The 15,162-nt window shown below is 69.3% G+C and carries 17 protein-coding genes; 8 read left to right on the forward strand and 9 right to left on the reverse strand.

Annotation, left to right across the window (positions count from 1 at the left end; translation table 11 throughout):
* Nucleotides 1-45: 45 nt before the first annotated feature.
* Nucleotides 46-498: a gamma-glutamylcyclotransferase family protein gene (locus ACZ3HL_RS21515; protein WP_192746686.1), complete on the reverse strand. Its 453-nt coding sequence runs from the start codon at nt 496-498 to the stop codon at nt 46-48.
* 127 nt (nt 499-625) lie between these two features.
* Between ACZ3HL_RS21515 and ACZ3HL_RS21520 the strand changes: the two genes are divergently transcribed.
* The 4 genes from ACZ3HL_RS21520 (at nt 626) to ACZ3HL_RS21535 (ending at nt 3,878) form a co-directional block, all read left to right on the forward strand.
* A complete protein-coding gene (locus ACZ3HL_RS21520) occupies nt 626-2,029 on the forward strand; it encodes an NAD(P)H-quinone dehydrogenase (protein WP_465533049.1) in 1,404 nt (467 codons plus the stop codon).
* A 104-nt stretch (nt 2,030-2,133) separates the two neighbouring features.
* The gene (locus ACZ3HL_RS21525) at nt 2,134-2,574 is read left to right on the forward strand and encodes a hypothetical protein (RefSeq protein WP_465533176.1); all 441 of its coding nucleotides are present in this window, start codon (nt 2,134-2,136) and stop codon (nt 2,572-2,574) included.
* 75 nt (nt 2,575-2,649) lie between these two features.
* Entirely contained in the window at nt 2,650-3,285 is a 636-nt protein-coding gene (locus tag ACZ3HL_RS21530; RefSeq protein ID WP_465533051.1) for a class F sortase, read from the forward strand.
* Nucleotides 3,286-3,350: 65 nt separating this feature from the next.
* A complete protein-coding gene (locus tag ACZ3HL_RS21535; protein WP_465533052.1) occupies nt 3,351-3,878 on the forward strand; it encodes a hypothetical protein in 528 nt (175 codons plus the stop codon).
* An 88-nt stretch (nt 3,879-3,966) separates the two neighbouring features.
* On the opposite strand, the gene glpK is transcribed toward ACZ3HL_RS21535, so the two are convergent.
* Nucleotides 3,967-5,478, reverse strand: a complete 1,512-nt coding sequence (gene glpK, locus ACZ3HL_RS21540; protein ID WP_465533054.1) for a glycerol kinase GlpK — start codon at nt 5,476-5,478, stop codon at nt 3,967-3,969.
* 13 nt (nt 5,479-5,491) lie between these two features.
* Nucleotides 5,492-6,247, reverse strand: a complete 756-nt coding sequence (locus ACZ3HL_RS21545; RefSeq protein WP_465417243.1) for an MIP/aquaporin family protein — start codon at nt 6,245-6,247, stop codon at nt 5,492-5,494.
* 234 nt (nt 6,248-6,481) lie between these two features.
* Here ACZ3HL_RS21545 and ACZ3HL_RS21550 point away from each other — a divergent pair, with 234 nt between their 5' ends.
* The gene (locus ACZ3HL_RS21550) at nt 6,482-8,221 is read left to right on the forward strand and encodes a glycerol-3-phosphate dehydrogenase/oxidase (protein ID WP_465533056.1); all 1,740 of its coding nucleotides are present in this window, start codon (nt 6,482-6,484) and stop codon (nt 8,219-8,221) included.
* A gap of 96 nt (nt 8,222-8,317) precedes the next feature.
* The gene (locus ACZ3HL_RS21555) at nt 8,318-9,781 is read left to right on the forward strand and encodes an aldehyde dehydrogenase family protein (RefSeq protein ID WP_465533058.1); all 1,464 of its coding nucleotides are present in this window, start codon (nt 8,318-8,320) and stop codon (nt 9,779-9,781) included.
* 77 nt (nt 9,782-9,858) lie between these two features.
* Here the strand turns inward: ACZ3HL_RS21555 and ACZ3HL_RS21560 are convergent, their stop codons facing one another.
* Genes ACZ3HL_RS21560 through ACZ3HL_RS21575 form a run of 4 tightly spaced genes read right to left on the reverse strand, consistent with a single transcriptional unit; the run spans nt 9,859 to nt 11,567 of the window.
* Nucleotides 9,859-10,389: a GNAT family N-acetyltransferase gene (locus tag ACZ3HL_RS21560; RefSeq protein ID WP_465533060.1), complete on the reverse strand. Its 531-nt coding sequence runs from the start codon at nt 10,387-10,389 to the stop codon at nt 9,859-9,861.
* Between the two features lie 29 nt (nt 10,390-10,418).
* Nucleotides 10,419-10,649, reverse strand: coding sequence for a cold-shock protein (locus ACZ3HL_RS21565; RefSeq protein ID WP_465533062.1), 231 nt, complete (start codon nt 10,647-10,649; stop codon nt 10,419-10,421).
* Nucleotides 10,650-10,686: 37 nt separating this feature from the next.
* Nucleotides 10,687-11,061 carry a DUF1707 SHOCT-like domain-containing protein gene (locus ACZ3HL_RS21570; RefSeq protein WP_465417370.1) on the reverse strand — a complete coding sequence of 125 codons (375 nt, stop codon included), beginning with the start codon at nt 11,059-11,061 and terminating at the stop codon, nt 10,687-10,689.
* A gap of 41 nt (nt 11,062-11,102) precedes the next feature.
* A complete protein-coding gene (locus ACZ3HL_RS21575) occupies nt 11,103-11,567 on the reverse strand; it encodes a DUF1707 SHOCT-like domain-containing protein (protein ID WP_465417232.1) in 465 nt (154 codons plus the stop codon).
* Nucleotides 11,568-11,856: 289 nt separating this feature from the next.
* On the opposite strand from ACZ3HL_RS21575, the gene ACZ3HL_RS21580 reads away from it, so the two are divergent.
* On the forward strand, nt 11,857-11,991 hold the full coding sequence (locus tag ACZ3HL_RS21580) for a hypothetical protein (protein ID WP_465533064.1): 135 nt from the start codon (nt 11,857-11,859) through the stop codon (nt 11,989-11,991).
* Between the two features lie 45 nt (nt 11,992-12,036).
* On the opposite strand, the gene ACZ3HL_RS21585 is transcribed toward ACZ3HL_RS21580, so the two are convergent.
* On the reverse strand, nt 12,037-13,830 hold the full coding sequence (locus tag ACZ3HL_RS21585; RefSeq protein WP_465417228.1) for an acetyl/propionyl/methylcrotonyl-CoA carboxylase subunit alpha: 1,794 nt from the start codon (nt 13,828-13,830) through the stop codon (nt 12,037-12,039).
* A 108-nt stretch (nt 13,831-13,938) separates the two neighbouring features.
* On the reverse strand, nt 13,939-14,223 hold the full coding sequence (locus ACZ3HL_RS21590; RefSeq protein WP_465417226.1) for an SAV_915 family protein: 285 nt from the start codon (nt 14,221-14,223) through the stop codon (nt 13,939-13,941).
* A gap of 83 nt (nt 14,224-14,306) precedes the next feature.
* On the opposite strand from ACZ3HL_RS21590, the gene ACZ3HL_RS21595 reads away from it, so the two are divergent.
* On the forward strand, nt 14,307-14,990 hold the full coding sequence (locus tag ACZ3HL_RS21595; RefSeq protein ID WP_465533178.1) for a hypothetical protein: 684 nt from the start codon (nt 14,307-14,309) through the stop codon (nt 14,988-14,990).
* Nucleotides 14,991-15,162: the final 172 nt, after the last annotated feature.

Genomic DNA, 15,162 nt, shown 5'->3' on the forward strand with positions numbered 1-15,162 from the left:
TGATCGGAGGCGCGACTCGCGTGATTGGAGGCGTAACTCGCGGGGTCAGCCGGAGATGCCTTGGCAGGGGCGGGTGCGGAGGGCGTCGACGTAGTCGGCGGGGGCGCCGGCGGCCTCGGCCGCGTCGGCCAGGACGCCGAGGTACCGCGCGGACGGGAGGCCGCCCTCGTAGGCGTCCAGGACGTACAGCCACGCCAGCACGGAGCCGTCCATGGTCTGCACGCGGAGCCGGATCTTGGAGTGGATGCCCAGCTCCCCGCCTTCCCAGCGGTCGAGGTTGGGTTCGTCCAGCGAGGTGACGTCGTACAGCACCACGAAGACCCGGGAGGCCGGGTCTTCGACGATGGTCGCCAGCGCGCCTTCCCAGCCGAGGTCTTCGCCCCCGAAGGTCAGCCTCCAGCCCTCCAGCCAGCCGGTGCCGGCCATGGGCGAGTGGGGAGCGCGCTCCAACATCTGGGAGGGCTCCATATTGGATCCATACGCGGCATACAACGGCACGGCGACAGCCTAGCGACCCGCCGGTCACCCGGCTGGACGTACATGCCGTGTCCGGCCACTCAATCCGCCCAACGGTCGCCCGCGTACGGTAAACGCAGTCACAGACACCGCTGCGAGGAGGAGACCAGTGACCAAGATCGTGATCATGGGCGGAGGCCCCGCCGGTTACGAAGCGGCACTGGTCGCGGCCCAGCACGGAGCCGACGTCTCCATCGTCGAACGTGACGGCCTCGGCGGCGCGTGCGTGCTCTACGACTGTGTCCCGTCGAAGACGTTCATCGCCTCCTCCGGCGCGCTGGCGAACATGCACGACCTCCGCGAGCTCGGCATCAACACCGACATGGCCGACACCAGCGTCGACCTGCCGACCGTCCACGGCCGGGTGAAGGGCCTCGCGCTCGCGCAGTCCGCCGACATCCGCGCCCGCGTCCAGCGCGAGGGGGTCCGCGTCGTCATCGGCCAGGCCCGCTTCGACGACGAAGAGGCCGGGCTCGCCACGCACAAGGTCGCCGTCACCGCCCCCGACGGCTCGACCGAGGTGCTCGACGCCGACGTCGTCCTCATCTCGACCGGCGCCACCCCGCGGGTGCTGCCCGGCGCCGTGCCGGACGGCGAGCGCATCCTCGACTGGCGCCAGCTCTACGACCTGCGCGAGCTGCCCGAGCACCTGGCCGTCATCGGTTCGGGTGTCACCGGCGCCGAGTTCGCCTCGGCCTACACCGAGATGGGCGTCAAGGTCACCGTCGTGTCCAGCCGCGACCGCGTGCTCCCGCACGAGGACGCCGACGCCGCCGCCGTGCTCGAAGAGGTCTTCTCGCAGCGTGGCACCACGGTCGTCAAGCAGGCCCGCGCCGACAAGGTCGAGCGCACCGAAAAGGGCGTCGAGATCCACCTCTCCGACGGCCGCGTGATCGAAGCCAGCCACGCGCTGATGACCGTCGGTTCGGTGCCCAACACCACCGACATCGGCCTGGAGAAGGTCGGTATCGAGCCCGGCCCCGGCGGCTTCATCGGCGTCGACCGTGTTTCCCGCACCAGCGCGCCCGGCATCTACGCCGCGGGCGACTGCACCGGGGTGCTCATGCTCGCTTCCGTGGCCAGCATGCAGGGCCGCATCGCGATGTGGCACGCGCTCGGCGAGGGTGTCGCGCCGATCAAGCTCAAGACCGTCGCCGCCAACGTGTTCACCCACCCCGAGATCGCGACCGTCGGCATCAGCCAGCAGGCGATCGACTCGGGTGAGGTGCCCGCCCGCACCATCATGCTCCCGCTCGCGACGAACGCCCGCGCGAAGATGGAAGGCCTGCGACGCGGTTTCGTGAAGCTGTTCTGCCGCCCCGCCACCGGCGTGGTCGTCGGTGGGGTGGTCGTGGCGCCGACGGCGAGCGAACTCATCCTTCCCATCGCGCTCGCCGTCCAGAACCAGCTCACAGTGGAACATCTGGCACTGACATTTTCGGTTTACCCGTCGCTGTCGGGGTCGATCACCGAGGCGGGCCGCCAGTTGATGCGCCACGACGACTTGGACTGATCGCCTCCGGCGAAGCAACCCTCGCGGGGGCGCCCGCGTCTAGCGCGTGTCGGTGTTTCGTTGACAGCTAGGGGTCTTCCGTGATTCGCAGGGTTCTCGCCGGAGTGGTGGCGATCGGTGCGGCGGTGCTGGCGGGGTCGTCGGCCGGTCTCGCTCAGGAACCCGAGCCGGATCCCGGTGTCAAGGTGCAGCTCAACGACGACACCGCCTACGAACTGGGGCTCGTCAACAAGTACGTGCACGGCGACTCGAACGTGGCGCTGGCCCAATGCCCCGGCGGTGGCGGCCTGAAAGCGCCGAAGGCGGCGACGTTCTCTTCGCCGGTGCTGAGCATCGGGAAGTACGACTACGGTCCGCTCATCGGCGTCCCGGCGAACCTCAGTGCCGAGGTCACCCTCAAGGACGGTACCGCGCCCGGTAGCTACCCGTTGACCGTCAACTGCAACGGAAAGTCTTATACGGCAACGTTCACCGTTCCTCCCCGCCAGGTGAGCGAGGTGCCTTCAGGTGCCGCTCACGCGGGTGACGGCAGCATGGCTTCCTGAGTTCGTGACCCGGGCGGGGCAACCGTCCGGCCGCGTGCGGCGTTTGCCAGGAGTGGCGTGCCCCGGGAGGTGGACATGAAAGCGAAATGGTCGCGACGGGCGCCGCTGGTGCTCGCGGCCGTCCTGCTGGCCGTCCTGGCGACCCTGGCGATCGTCCTGTCCGGCCCGGGGGAGCAGGCCGCGCCTCCGGCGAGCGCGGAGCGGACCGCGGTGGAGCCGAGCGCCGAGCCCGGGGCCGAGACCGCCGCGGGGATGCCGAAGGCCGATCCGGTGTCGATCGACGTGCCGAAGATCGAGGCGAAGTCCAGCCTGATCCCGCTCGGGCTCAACGCGGACAACACCATCGAGGTACCGCCGGTGACCCAGCCGTTGCAGGCGGGCTGGTACGTGCACGGGCCGACCCCGGGGGAGGTCGGGCCGTCGGTGATCCTCGGGCACGTGGACGGGAACCAGCAGAAGGGCATCTTCTTCCGGCTCAAGGAACTGGCGCCCGGGGACAAGGTTTCGGTCGCTCGCAAGGACGGCACGACGGCCGAGTTCGCGGTGACGAAGGTCGAGCGGGTGGCGAAGGACAAGTTCCCCACCGACGCCGTCTACGGCGACACCGCCGAACCGGAACTACGGCTCATCACCTGCGGCGGGGTCTTCGACAAGGCGTCGCGCAACTATCTCGACAACATCATCGTTTTCGCCCGGTTGCTCGCGCGCTGAAGGCAACCGATTCCCTTTCCCGATGGTGTTCTCGATGCGAGGGCTCGCATCGAGGGAGAAAGATCATGGGAATGAAGGGAATCGTCGCGGGCGCCGGTCTGCTCGCGATGACGGCGGGAGTACTCCTCGCTCCTCAGGCGTCGGCCACCGCGCCGCCGCCGGAACTGTCGGTCCGCCCGGCGAAGGTCACGCCGGGGCAGACGCTGACATTCATCGCCAACTGCCACGGCACCTACACCGCCGTGACATCGGCGGGCCTGACCGGACCGGTCACGCCCGGCGGCCGGCCGGGCTCGGGCAGCTACGTCGGGTACGGGAAAGCCGCGGCGAAGAGCGGCAAGTTCAAGGCGAGTTTCCGTTGTGACGGCTGGCCGCACCTGCCCGGCGCCAGTGGGACGGCGACCGCCGAGTTCGAAATCGTCTGCGTACCGCCGAAAACGACCACGCACAGCAAGCCCCCGTCCAGCGAACCGCCGTCGTCGAGCTCGGCCGCGGTCGTCCCGGCCGCGTTGACGAAGCCGTGCGGCACGCCGCCCCAGGTGAAGGTCACGCCCGCCGGTGCTCCGCAAACCGGTGGCGGCGCTTTCGGCTGACCGCATTTAGTCCTCTGAATGCGCCCAGTCCGTGAAGGCCTCCTTGAGGGACGCAGGGTCCCTCAAGGAGGCCTTCACGGACGTCAGGTCAGTCTTCGTCGACCCAGTCGAAGGTCTTCGTGACCGCCTTCTTCCAGTTCCGGTACTCGGACTCGCGGCGGGCCTCGTCCATCGACGGGTCCCACTGCTTGTCCTGCGCCCAGTTGTTGCGGATGTCGTCCTCGCTCTTCCAGAAGCCCACCGCGAGCCCGGCCGCGTAGGCCGCGCCGAGCGCGGTGGTCTCGTTGACCACCGGCCGGATCACCGGCACGCCGAGGATGTCGGCCTGGAACTGCATGAGCAGCTCGTTGACGACCATGCCGCCGTCGACCTTCAGCGACTTCAGCGGGACACCGGAGTCGGCGTTCATCGCGTCGATCACTTCGCGCGACTGGAACGCCGTCGCCTCCAGGACCGCCCGCGAGATGTGCCCCTTGTTGACGAACCGGGTGAGGCCGACGATCGCGCCGCGGGCGTCGGAGCGCCAGTACGGCGCGAAGAGACCCGAGAACGCCGGCACGAAGTACGCGCCACCGTTGTCCTCGACGGTGCGGGCGTGCTGCTCGACCTCGGCCGCGGAGCCGATCATGCCGAGGTTGTCCCGCAGCCACTGCACGAGCGAACCGGTGACCGCGATCGAGCCTTCGAGCGCGTACACCGTGTCGTTCGAGCCGATCTTGTAGCAGACCGTGGTGAGCAACCCGTTGTCCGACATGACCTTCTCGGTGCCGGTGTTGAGCAGCATGAAGTTGCCGGTGCCGTAGGTGTTCTTGGCTTCACCCGGCGAGAGGCACGCCTGCCCGAAGGTCGCCGCCTGCTGGTCGCCCAGGATTCCCGAGATCGGGACCCCGGCCAGCGCGCCCTTTTCCCGGACCTTGCCGTAGGTCTCCGACGACGACCGGATCTCCGGGAGCATCGACAGCGGGATCGTCATCTCCTCGGCGATCTCGCTGTCCCAGGTCAGCGTGTCGAGGTCCATCAGCATGGTCCGCGACGCGTTGGTCGGATCGGTGACGTGCACGCCGCCGTCGACCCCGCCGGTCATGTTCCACAGCACCCAGGTGTCCATGTTGCCGAAGATCAGGTCACCGGCTTCGGCCTTCGCGCGGGCACCGTCGACGTTGTCGAGGATCCACTTGATCTTCGGTCCGGAGAAGTAGGTCGCCAGCGGCAGGCCAACCTTCGCGCGGTAGCGCTCCTGCCCGCCGCCGAGCGCGCCCAGGTCGCTGACGATCTTGTCGGTGCGGGTGTCCTGCCAGACGATCGCGTTGTACACCGGTTTGCCGGTGGTGCGGTCCCAGACCAGCGTGGTCTCGCGCTGGTTGGTGATGCCGACCGCGACGATGTCGCTCGCGACCAGGTCGCCCTTGGCCAGCGCGCCCGCGGCGACGGCCCGCGTGTTCTCCCAGATCTCTTCGGCGTTGTGCTCGACCCAGCCCGCCTTCGGGAAGATCTGCTCGTGTTCCCGCTGGTCGACGGCGACCACCCGGCCGGAGTGGTCGAAGATCATGCAGCGGGTCGACGTGGTGCCTTGGTCGATCGCGGCTACGTACGAAGTCATCGAAGCTCCAGTCTCAGGTCAGGTTGTGGACGGCGAGGAACAGGAGGGCGGCCAGTGAAGCGCCGACCAGCGGGCCGGCGACGGGGACCCAGGAGTAGCCCCAGTTCGGGTTCGCCTTGTTCTTGATGGGCAGCAGGAACGCGTACGCGATGCGGGGGCCGAGGTCCCGGGCCGGGTTGATGGCGTAGCCGGTCGGACCACCGAGCGACTGGCCGATGACCAGCACGACGAACGCCACGCCCGCGTAACCGAGCGCGGAGTTGCCGAAGTTCGGCGTGCCGCCCTCACCCGTGGCGTTGGCGTAGACCGGGCTGAGCAGGATCCACGCGACCAGCACGAAGGTGCCGATGATCTCGGTGACGAGGTTCCACGCCTTGTTCGGGATCTGCGGGGCGGTCGAGAAGATGCCGAGTGTCTCGTCGCGCTGCGGGTGGTCGTCGAACTGCAGTTTGTAGGTGGCCCAGCAGAGCACGGCACCCAGGATCGCGCCGACCATCTGCCCGGCGAAGTAGATCGGGACGTCCGCCCAGGCGACCTTGTCCGCGATGGCGAGGCCCAGCGTGACGGCGGGGTTGATGTGCGCGCCACTGGGGGCGGCGATACTCGCGCCTGCGAAGACCGCGAACGCCCACCCGAGGGTGATCATCACGACGCCGCCGTTGTGGCCGTTGTTCTTGCGCAACACGTGGTTGGCGACCACGCCGTTACCCAACAGGATCAGGACCGCCGTTCCCAGCAGCTCCCAGACGAATATGGCTCCTGCACTCACCGCTTGACCTCCACTTTGGACATTCCGCGCAGGGTCGAACACGGTGTGCTACGGCGCCCTTGCCGACCCACGTTCGTGGCACGTTACCGTCGCGTATTTGTTCCTTCCAGGCGTCGCGGGAACCAATCCTTCCAAGATCGACGAGGGTTACGCCACACGTGTCACCCGCATAACGGACCGGTCGCGGCCGATCGTGCGATGCTGGAGCCACAGCGGCACAAGGAGGAATGTCACGTGGCAAGCTCTCAGCGCGAAGCCGAAAACAGCCCCGCCAGGCTGGGACCGCTCAAGCGGGAAGAGTCTTGGCAGCGGCTGGGTGAGAACAAGTTCGACCTCGTCGTCATCGGCGGCGGAGTGGTCGGGGCGGGCACGGCGCTCGACGCCGCGACACGCGGCCTGCGGGTCGCCCTCGTCGAAGCGCGCGACCTCGCCTCGGGCACGTCGAGCCGGTCCAGCAAGCTCTTCCACGGCGGGCTGCGCTACCTCGAACAGCTGGAATTCGGTCTGGTGCGGGAAGCTCTGCGGGAACGCGAGCTGATGCTGACGACGATCGCCCCGCATCTGGTGAAGCCGGTCAGCTTCCTGTACCCGCTGACCCACCGGGTCTGGGAGCGTCCGTACACCGCGGCCGGTCTGCTGATGTACGACACGATGGGCGGGGCGCGGTCGGTGCCCGGCCAGAAACACCTGAGCCGCGCGGGCGCGCTGCGGATGGTCCCGGCGCTGAAGCGGTCCGCGTTGATCGGCGGGATCCGTTACTACGACGCGCAAGCCGACGACGCGCGCCACACGATGACCGTCGCCCGCACCGCCGCGCACTACGGCGCCGTGGTGCGCACCTCCACCCAGGTGGTCGGTTTCCTCCGCGAGGCGGACCGCATTTCCGGGGTCCGCGTGCGTGACGTCGAGGACGGCCGCGAGACCGAGATCCACGCTTCCGCGGTGGTCAACTGCACCGGTGTGTGGACCGACGAACTGCAGCGCCTTTCGGGCGGCCGCGGCCGGTTCCGCGTGCGGGCCAGCAAGGGCGTGCACATCGTCGTCCCGCGCGACCGGATCGTCTCGGAATCGGGCATGATCCTGCGCACCGAGAAGTCCGTGCTGTTCGTCATCCCGTGGCGCAACCACTGGATCGTCGGGACCACCGACACCGACTGGAACCTCGACCTCGCGCATCCCGCCGCGACGAAACACGACATCGACTACCTCCTCGAACACGTCAACACCGTGCTCGCGACACCGCTGACGCATGACGACATCGAAGGCGTCTACGCGGGTCTCCGGCCTTTGCTCGCGGGGGAGAGCGAAGAGACATCGAAGCTTTCGCGTGAGCACGCGGTCGCCAGGGTCGCGCCGGGACTGGTCGCGATCGCGGGCGGCAAGTACACGACGTACCGGGTGATGGCGGCCGACGCCGTCGACGCCGCGGCCGTCGACCTGCCGGGCAGGCCGCAGTCGTCCATCACGGACAAGGTGCCGCTGCTGGGCGCCGACGGCTACCACGCGCTGGTCAACCAGGCCGACCATCTGGCCGGCGAGCACGGGCTGCACCCGTATCGCGTGCGCCATCTGCTCGACCGGTACGGCTCGATGGTCCACGAGGTCCTCGCGCTCGGTGAAGGACGTCCGGAACTGCTGAAGCCGCTGGAGCACGCTCCGGACTACCTCGGTGTCGAGGTCGTCTACGCGGCCAGCCACGAGGGCGCGCTTCACCTGGAAGACGTGCTCGCGCGGCGGACGCGGATCTCGATCGAGTACGCGCACCGCGGCGTCGACTGCGCCGCGCAGGTCGCCACGCTGGTGGGCGAGGTGCTCGGCTGGTCGAAGGACGAGGAGAAGCGCGAAGTCGAGGTGTACAAGGCGCGGGTCGACGCGGAACGGAAGTCCCAGTCGCAGCCGAGCGACGAGGCCGCCGACGCGTTGCGCTCGGCCGCGCCGGAAGCGCGCTCGGGGATCATCGAACCGGTGAGTTGACCGTTCCTGCCGCGTGGTGTGCCGAGCGCGCAGAGATCGTTGCCTGATCCGGTGAATCTGGCATAGCGTCGGCCCTTCCGAGAGGAAGGCGGCCTTGTGGAGTTTCTCGACTCGTCGACGTGGACGGACCGGATCTTCGCCGGAGGTTCCTGGGTGCCCGGGACCGGCGGCATCCGTGACGTCACGGAGCCCGCGACCGGCGCGGTGCTGGGAAGCATCGGGATCGCCTCGGCCGAGGATGCCGCGAAGGCGGCGGAAACGGCGGCCGAGGCGCAGCGGGCCTGGGCGGCGACGCCGCACGTGCAGCGTGCCGCCGTCCTGCGTAAGGCCGCCCGGCTGTGGTCCGAGCACGCCGAAGAGATCCGCTGGTGGAACGTCCGCGAGGTCGGCGCCGTGCCGGGTGTCGCGGGCTTTTCGCTGCACGTCGCGGAGCAGGAATGCTACGAAGCGGCGGCGCTGCCAGGGCGCCCGTACGGCGAACTCCTGCCGAGTGAAGAGCCGCGCCTTTCGATGGCACGCCGCGTCCCGGCCGGCGTCGTCACGGTGATCTCGCCGTTCAACATGCCGATCATCCTCGGCATCCGCTCGGTCGCCCCGGCGCTCGCGCTGGGGAACGCGGTCATCCTGAAGCCGGACCCGCGCACCGCCGTCACCGGCGGCGTGGTCCTCGCGCGGATCTTCGAGGAAGCCGGTCTGCCGCCGGGTGTGCTGCAGATGCTGCCGGGCGGTGCCGACGTCGGCGAGACGCTGGTGACGCATCCTGCGGTCCGGGTCATCTCGTTCACCGGGTCGACCGGTGCCGGGCGCAAGGTCGGCGAACTCGCCGGGAAGCACCTGAAACGGGCACATCTCGAACTGGGCGGGAACTCCGCGCTCATCGTGCTCGACGACGCGGACGTCGACGAAGCCGCCGGAGTCGCCGCGTTCGGCTCCTTCTTCCACCAGGGCCAGATCTGCATGACCACCGGGCGGCACCTGGTGCACGAGCGGCTCTACGACGATTTCGTCGAGCGGCTGGCGGCGAAGGCGGCCGCGTTGCGGGTGGGCGACCCGGCGCGGGACGAGGTCGCGCTCGGGCCGATCATCGACGCCGGGCAGCGGGACAAGATCCACGAGCTGGTCACGGCCAGTGTCGCGGCGGGGGCGCGGGTCGCCGCCGGCGCCGAGTACGACCGGCTGTTCTACGCCGCGACGGTGCTGGCCGACGTGCCGCCGACGGCGCCCGCGGTGGCCGAAGAGATCTTCGGCCCGGTCGCGCCGGTCGTGCGGTTCTCCGACGCGGAGGAGGCCGTCCGCCTCGCGACGGCGAGCGAGTACGGGCTCTCGCTGGGGATCGTCACGCGCGATGTCCTCAAAGGACTGGAGCTCGCCGACCGCGTCCCGACCGGGATCGTGCACATCAACGACCAGACGGTCAGCGACGAGGCGAACAGCCCCTTCGGCGGCGTCGCCGCTTCGGGCACCGGAAGCCGCTTCGGCGGCGCGGCGGCGAATATCGAGGCCTTCACCGAGACCCGCTGGGTCACCGTCCGGAACCCGCCGCCCACCTACCCCTTCTGACTCCCGCATTTCGTCCTCTGAATGCGGTAGTTCGAATCACCAACTACCGCGTTCAGAGGACGAAATGCGTAAGGGGGTCAGGCGGTGCGGCGCCAGCGGATGAGGCGTTCCCCGGTCGGGGCCGGATCGAGTTCGGGCCCGACCAGGGTGAACCCGCATTTGCGGGCGACCGAGGCGGACACCTCGTTGGTCTCTTCGTAGCGGTAGCTGACCTCGCGCAGGCCGAGCCCACCGAAACCGAAGCGCAGGGCCGCGTTGAGCGCGGTGCTCGCGATCCCCTTGCCCCGCGACGCCGCGCGCACCCAGACCGACGCCTCCGCGTATCCGGAGTCGAGATCGAGGTCCCGCAGACCGACCTCGCCCAGCAGATCCCCGGTCGTCGGCTCGGCCACCGCCCACGAACAGCGCTCGTCACCCGCCCACTGGGCGGCGCGCAGCGCGACGTACTCGGTCGCCTCGTCGAGGTCACGCAGGCGATAGTTCAAGACGTACTTGCGGTGCGTCGGGTCGGCGAAGGCCGCGACCAGCGCCGGACGGTCGTCGAGGGCCTTGTCCGCCCGCAGTTGCCGCAGGTAGTACTCACCCGCGTTGATCTCCACCGGTTCCACCCGTCGAGGGTAACCACCCCGGCCGGAGATCAAGGTTCGCCGGGCCACGGGCCGCTGAGCGGGGTCACGTGGGTCGCCACCGGTCCGCCCGGGCCCTGCTCGATCGCGAACGACACGCGCTGACCGGCGTTGAGTTCCTTGAACCCCCGCATCTGGATCTCGGAGTAGTGAACGGGGACCGGGGGACTGGCCCAGCCGTCCGGTCTGACGGCACCCACGCCTTTCTCCGAGTCGAACCAGAGGACGGTCCCCTCGGCCACGACGATTCCTCCGAAGCTCGACGGTGGGGTTCCGGGATCAGCGACGGCGGCTCATGATCAGCGCGACCGCCAGCGGCAGCAGGAAGACGAGGAACGTCCCGCGGGTGAAGAAGAACAGCGCGATCGCGACCGCCGCGGCGATCGGCACCGCGCCGGCCGTCAGCCATTTGGACGGCTGGACCTCGTTCTTCGCGGACGCCTGCGCGACACCGGGCATCGGAGGCAGGGGAAGCAGCGCGCCGGGGCGGGGCGACGGCAGGTCCGTGAAGAGCGGTTCGAGCTCGCTGACCATCCTCGCCGCGCTGACCTTCGCCGACCGCGTGCCGAACTCGTCGAGGTCGAGTCTGCCGGTGCGGACATGCTCTTCCAGCGCTTCGAGCGCGTCTTGGCGTTCGGCGTCGCTCAGCCGCATGTCCGGTCTCTCGGCACTCACGACCCGAGTCTACGGCCGGATCAGCCGTCGAGTTCCCGTCGGCGCTGCTTCCCGAGCTTCTTGTGGGAGTTCTCCCAGCCCTTGCCCCAGATTCCCTCGCCGACGGCGCTGATCCCGATCGGGATGGCGATCAACCACCAGGTGGCGCCGGTGCCGATGATGAACACGATGGTGGCGATGAACAGAAGCGGCAGGAGCGCGCCCATGACCCGCTGCAGCGGGGAGATGCCCGCCCACGGCGACGCCGGCTTCCGCGGCTCGCTCACGGCGATCCCGGGCGTGTCGTAGCGCGGATGCGGTTCGGGCAGGTCGGCGAAGACCTCGGACAGGTCGCCGCGCGTCTTGGCGGCGGTGACCAGGGCGGACCGGTCGCCGAACTCGTCGATGTCGATCCTGCCGACGCTCAGGTGCTCGCCGAGCGCGGTCAGCGCGGACTCCCGATCCTGATCGCTGATCCGCAGCCGCGGAGACGGAACCTCGCTCACCCGTCCGATGGTAGGCCGGGTGGGACCTCGTCAACCACGACATCCGTCAGTGTTTTCGCGTCGGGGCAAAGGCGTTGTCGCGGTCGCGCTGGCGGCCGGGATCGCGGTCGCCGCGAAGCCGAGGTGCGCGGCGGCTGTGTCGGCATGATCCGCGGCACGGTGCTCAACAAGTCCGGCCACGACATCTGGGCGATCCGGTCGTTCGACTCGAACGGCCCGAAGCCCGGCACCGAATGGCGGCGCCTCAAGCCCGGCCAGAAGACTCCGAAGAACCAGGACTGGGAGTCAAGTGCAAGGCCAAGGGGACGCTGTCCACCTGGACCTTCCCCGCTTCTGGTGGGACGAGGACTGGAAGGGCAAGGCGGGCTGGTGGTACCAGATCCGTACCGACCAGGACATCCACGTGGAGAAGCAGTACTGCTGACCAGGCGTTCCCGGTGAGTCCACAGTGGACTCACCGGGGCCGTGGTCAGTCCTTCAGTTCGAACAGCTGGGTGCCCTGCGTCACCGCGGCGCCGACCTCGACCGACAGGCCGGTGACCGTGCCCGCCTTGTGCGCGGTGACCGGGTTCTCCATCTTCATCGCTTCGAGCACGACGACCAGCTCACCCGCCTCGACCTGCTGGCCCTCTTCGACGGCGACCTTGACGATGGTGCCCTGCATCGGCGCGGTGACCGCGTCGCCGCTCACCGCCGCCTTGGTGCCGCCCGCGCGTTTGCGCGGCTTGGCCTTCACGGCCGTCCCGCCGCCACCGCCGGCGTCGAGCGAGAAACCTCCGGGGAGCGACACTTCGAGGCGGCGGCCGCCGACCTCGACGACGACGTTCTGCCGCGGCGGCTCATCCTCGGCCTCGGCGGCTTCGGGTGCCACGAACGGCTCGATGGTGTTCTCGAACTCGGTCTCGATCCAGCGGGTGTGCACGCTGAACCCGTTCTCGTCGCCGACGAAGGCCGGGTCTTCCACGATCACGCGGTGGAACGGCAGGACCGTCGCCATCCCGTCGGCGACCATCTCGGCCAGCGCGCGGCGGCTGCGCTCGAGCGCGTTCCGCCGGTCCGAACCGGTGACGATCAGCTTCGCGAGCATCGAGTCGAACTGGCCGCCGATCACGCTGCCGGACTCGACACCCGAGTCGACGCGGACACCGGGGCCGCTCGGCGCGACGAACTTCGTCACGGTGCCGGGAGCGGGCAGGAAGCCGCGACCGGCGTCCTCGCCGTTGATGCGGAACTCGATCGAGTGGCCGCGGGGTTCCGGGTCCTCGGTGATGCGCAGCTTCTCGCCGCGCGCGATGCGGAACATCTCGCGCACGAGGTCGAGGCCCGTGGTCTCCTCGGACACCGGGTGCTCGACCTGAAGACGCGTGTTGACCTCGAGGAACGAGATCGTGCCGTCGACGGCGACGAGGTACTCGACGGTCCCGGCGCCGTAGTAGCCGGCTTCCTTGCAGATCGCCTTCGCCGATTCGTGGATGCGCTTGCGCTGCTCGTCGGTCAGGTACGGCGCGGGCGCCTCCTCGACCAGCTTCTGGTGGCGGCGCTGCAGCGAACAGTCGCGGGTGCCGACGACGATGGCGTTGCCGTGCTGGTCGGCGAGGACCTGCGCCTCGACGTGACGCGGCTTGTCCAGGTAGCGCTCGACGAAGCATTCGCCGCGGCCGAAGGCGGAGATCGCCTCGCGCGTCGCGGATTCGAAGAGCTCCGGGATCTCTTCGCGGGTGCGGGCGACCTTCAGCCCGCGGCCGCCGCCGCCGAACGCCGCCTTGATCGCGACCGGCAGGCCGTGCTCGTCGGCGAAGGCGACGATCTCGTCGGCGTTCGCGACGGGGTCCTTGGTGCCGGGAACGAGCGGAGCCCCGGCGCGCAGCGCGATGTGGCGGGCGGTGACCTTGTCGCCGAGGTCGCGGATGGACTGCGGGCTCGGCCCGATCCAGGTCAGCCCGGCGTCGATCACGGCCTGGGCGAAATCCGCGTTCTCGGAAAGGAACCCGTAGCCGGGGTGGACCGAATCCGCGCCCGACCGCTTGGCGGCGTCGAGCAGCTTGTCGAAGACGAGGTAGCTCTCGGCCGCGGTGGTACCGCCGAGGGCGAAGGCCTCGTCCGCGAGGCGGACATGGGGTGCGTCACGGTCCGGGTCGGCGTAGACGGCCACGCTGGTCAGCCCGGCGTCCTTCGCCGCCCTGATCACCCGTACCGCGATCTCCCCGCGGTTCGCGATCAGGATCTTGGTCACCGGACCACCTGTGCCGGCCTGCTCGGTCACGCCGTACCTCCTGCGTTCGCACGTCGGGCCGCCCCGATGCGGCTCCGCAGCAGTTTACGGAAGTTCCCGCCCCGATTAGTGAGAGCAAGGCCACCCAGTGACCTTTGTTTATACCAGCGCCGAGCGGTGCCGCAGTTCTTCCGGAAGGTCGGAATCGAGCACGATCAGGTCGTACGGCTGGGCCTGGTGGACCCGGCCGAGGTGCTCGGATTTGACCAGCGCCCACGGCTGATGCGGACCGCAGCACTCGACCAGTCGCTGCACGGAACTGAAGGCGATCAGCGCCATCCGGCCGTCCTTGGTCGCGCGGAGTTCGATCTCCGCGCTCGTGTAGTCCTTCGGCTTTTTCGCCGTCGGGAGGAACAGGGCGCTGGGCAGTCCGGGGTTCGTCACAGGAACAACATAGACGTGCACTCTGCGCTAGATCACTTACGCTCTCGGATATGCGGACTCAGGAAGCGCGGGCGCCGCGATCCGTGCTGCTCACCGCGCTGCTGGCGGTGGTGGTGACGGCGGGCGTGATCGTGACCGTGGTCCTGCTCCGTCCCGCCGCTCCCACGCCCGCCGGCGACCCCGGCGTGCCCCCGGTGTCCGACGGTGCCCCGAGCGCGCCCGGCGTCGACTGCGGCGATTCGGCCTGCCGGGAGATCGGCGCGATGACCGTCGGCGGGCTGCCGGTCGTGCTGCTGGCCGACGACGCGGGCAAGCAGGGAGTGGTCCGGATCGGGGCGGACACCGTGTACCCGCTGATGCTGAACGACCGGGGGGTCACCCTGAAGGGGGATTCTCTGCGGTGCGTCGACGGCGCGACGCCGGTGTGCCTGGTGCGTGGCGAAGTGGGCGGCGGCTCGGCGGGCGAGTTGTTCGTCGCGCGTGGCGGGATCTGGCGGGACACCGGGAAGCCCTATTTCTCCGACGCCGGGACGGTCGCCCTGAACGACGTGACCGCCGACGGGATCGCGGACGTCATCGTCGTGCGGCACGAATGCCCGGGCGCGCAGTCCGGCTCGGCGCGATGCCAGGCGGCGCCTGTGCTCGCGGAGGTCTACGACGTCGCGCGCGGCTCGGTGGGCTGTACGCGCCGGTACACCGCGCCCTCGGAGCTTCGGGGATGGCCGGATGTACGGCTTACGAAGGCGGATCTGCGGGCCTGCCCCTGAGGGGGAGCAAGGGACCTTTGCTACCACTTCTGACGGGAGGAGGGGTGTGTGGAAATAGCGACGTTGAGTGTCCCGATTTCCACACAGTCACCGCCCCACCTGCGAGAGCCCAAGTCCGTGAAGGCCCCCTTCACTGCGCTAGACGCAGTGAAGGGGGCCTTCACGGACCAGT

The sequence above is a fragment of the Amycolatopsis sp. NPDC000009 genome (genome assembly GCF_055563465.1).